At 71.2% G+C, this 2,832-nt stretch carries 3 protein-coding genes; 2 read left to right on the forward strand and 1 reads right to left on the reverse strand.

What is annotated here, in order from left to right; translation table 11 throughout:
• Together ACYDAT_RS16040 and ACYDAT_RS16045 are read left to right on the forward strand one after the other, a co-directional pair.
• A partial coding sequence (locus tag ACYDAT_RS16040; RefSeq protein ID WP_461451438.1) for a hypothetical protein occupies positions 1-249 on the forward strand: 249 nt, incomplete at its 5' end.
• A gap of 64 nt (positions 250-313) precedes the next feature.
• On the forward strand, positions 314-2,149 hold the full coding sequence (locus ACYDAT_RS16045; protein ID WP_461440524.1) for a monovalent cation:proton antiporter-2 (CPA2) family protein: 1,836 nt from the start codon (positions 314-316) through the stop codon (positions 2,147-2,149).
• Here ACYDAT_RS16045 and ACYDAT_RS16050 read toward each other — a convergent pair.
• Positions 2,112-2,832: ankyrin repeat domain-containing protein (locus tag ACYDAT_RS16050; RefSeq protein ID WP_461451440.1), on the reverse strand; the 721-nt coding region annotated here is incomplete at its 5' end. The genes ACYDAT_RS16045 and ACYDAT_RS16050 overlap by 38 nt on opposite strands.

The raw sequence follows: 2,832 nt of genomic DNA on the forward strand, positions 1-2,832 counted from the left end.
GTGGGCATGGCATTGAACACCGGCCCGGTGCTGGCCACTGCCGTGGCCGCCGTCGAGCCCGCCCGCGCCGGTACCGCGTCGGCCATGGTCAACACCGCGCGCATGGTCGGCGCCACGCTGGGCGTGGGCGTACTGGGTAGCGTGTTCGCGGCGGGTAGCAGCGTGGTCGCTGGTTTTAGCGCGGCGATGGCGATTGGCGCGGCGGTGGCGTTCGCGGGTGCGCTGCTGGCCGTGTCGACAGGTGCTTGAGTACGCTCGTGTAGACCCAGCGCCGCGCGGTTAAAGTGATCGTGGGTTCCAAGCCGGGCGCATCGTGCACTCGCATTCGCTGCTGCTGCCGCTGCTGATTTTCCTGCTGGCCATCGTCATCGCGGTGCCGCTGGCCAGTCGGCTGCGCCTGGGCGCGGTGCTGGGCTATCTCGGCGCGGGCATGCTGATCGGGCCGCACGGTCTGGGCTGGGTGCAGGGCGGCGCCACGCTGGACACGCTTTCCGAGCTGGGCGTGGTGCTGCTGCTGTTTCTGATCGGGCTGGAACTGTCGCCGCAGCGCTTGTGGGTAATGCGGCGCCAGGTGTTCGGCTACGGCGCGCTGCAGGTGCTGGTGTCGGCGCTGCTGCTGGGCGTGACAGCGCATTTCGGGCTGGGGCTGGGCGCGCGCGCGGCGAGCGTGGTCGGGCTGGGCCTGGCGTTGTCCTCGACGGCGTTCGGCTTGCAGATTCTGGGCGAGCGCAAGGAGTTGCCCAGCGCCTACGGGCGGCTGGCGTTCGCGCTGCTGCTGTTTCAGGATCTGGCGGCGATTCCGCTGATCGCCGCGGTGCCGCTGCTGGGCACCGGCGCGCAGGTCGGGGCGCCGCTGTGGCCGCGCCTGCTGCAAGTCGCCGGCGTGGTGCTGGTGCTGGTGCTGGGTGGGCGCCTGCTGCTGCGGCCGCTGTTTCGCATGGCCGCGCGCGTGCAGCAGGTGGAGGTATCCACGGCGATGGCGCTGCTGGTGGCGCTGGGCACGGCGTGGCTGGTCGGGCAGGCCGGCGCATCGATGGCGCTGGGCGCGTTCCTGGCCGGTCTGCTGCTGGCCGATTCGGAATATCGCCATGAGCTGGAAGCCAGCATCGAGCCGTTCAAGGGCCTGCTGCTGGGCTTGTTTTTCATCAGCGTGGGCATGGCCGCCAATTTGCCGCTGCTGCTGCGCGAGCCGCTGCTGATCGCGGCGCTGGTGCTGGGTCTGTTGCTGATCAAGGCGCCAGTGCTGTACGCGCTGGGCCGCGCCGGACTGCGCGATGCCGGCGCCGCGCTGAAGTTGACCGTGCTGCTGGCCGGCGGCGGCGAGTTCGCCTTCGTGGTGTTGCAACTGGCGCGCGCGCACGGGTTGCTGGATGCGGGCATGCATCAGCGTCTGGTGCTGGCGATCACGCTGAGCATGGCGCTGACGCCGCTGCTGGTGGCCGCGATCCACGCGCTGCTCGCGCGTCGCCCAGGCGCGCCGCAGCGGCCATTCGATGCCATCCCCGCCGGGCATGTGCCGCGCGTGATCATCGCCGGCTACGGTCGCGTCGGGCAGATCGTGGCGCGCGTGCTGCAGGCGCACGGCATTCCCTTCACCGCGCTGGAGCATTCGATCGAGCAGGTGGAAACCTCGCGCCGCTACAGTGGCATGCGCATTTTCTTCGGCGATCCCGGGCGACCGGAACTGCTACGCGCCGCGCAAGCGGCGCAGGCCGAGGTGTTCGTGCTGGCCACCGACGATCCGGAGACCAATCTGCGCACCGCGCGTCTGGTGCGGCGTTTGTATCCGGGGCTGAAGGTGATCGCGCGCGCGCGCAACCGCCAGCACGCGTTCCGGCTGATGGATTTGCAGCCGCATCGCGTGGTGCGCGAGACCTTTCATTCCAGCCTGGTGATGGCGCGCCAGGTGCTGGAGACGCTGGGTTTCGATGCCGCCACCGCGGCCGCGCACGTCGAGCGTTTCCGCCAGCATGACGAGGCCTTGCTGCGCACCCAACACGAGGTCTACGACGACGAGACCAAGCTGGTGCAATCCACGCGCGAGGCGCTGGTCGATCTGGAGCGCCTGTTCGAGGCCGATGCGGCTGAAAATGATGCGGCCGATACGCCGCTCAATCCTCGGCCGCCGGACGTGACAAAGTCCGCTTGACGCCGGGCAGCGCGCGCGTTTCCAGCTCCAGCGCCAGATCGCTGAAACCCAGACGCTGCGCGACCTCGGCCGGGGTGCGTCCCCACGCATCGCGTGCCTGCAGTGGCGCGCCGCGACTGATCAAGGTGCGCGCCGGCCCCAGCAGCGCGTGCAGCGCGCAGGCGTGCAGCGCGGTCACGCCGCGCTGGTCGGCGTGCGCGGCATCGGCGCCGGCATCCAGCAGCAGCGGCAGCAGCGCGCCGAGGTGCGTGGCGTCGCCGTCCTGGCCAGGTGGCGCGTGCGCGCCCAGCAGCAGCAGCAGCGCGCTCATGCCGCCAGCGTCGCTGTGGTTGACCGCGGCGCCGTGGCGCAGCAGCACGTCGAACACGCGCCGCGCACCGAGGCTGTCGCCGCGATCGAACGCGTAGCGCGCCGCCGCCAGCAGAGCGGTCTGGCCGTGCGCGCTGGCGGCATTGACATCGGCGCCGGCGCCGAGCAGTTGTTCCATCAGATCGGCGCCGCCGCGCGCGGCGGCCAGCATCAGCGCGCGCGCGCCGCCGGCCAGCGGCTGATCGACTGCCGCGCCGTGCCGCAGCAGCAGCTCGACCAACTCGCGCTGGCGTCCGTTGACCGCCGCGGCGAGGCAACTGATGCCGCTGCCGCTGAGTACATCCAGGCGCGCGCCGGCGGCGATCAAGGTGCGC

Source organism: Metallibacterium sp. (genome assembly GCF_054637675.1).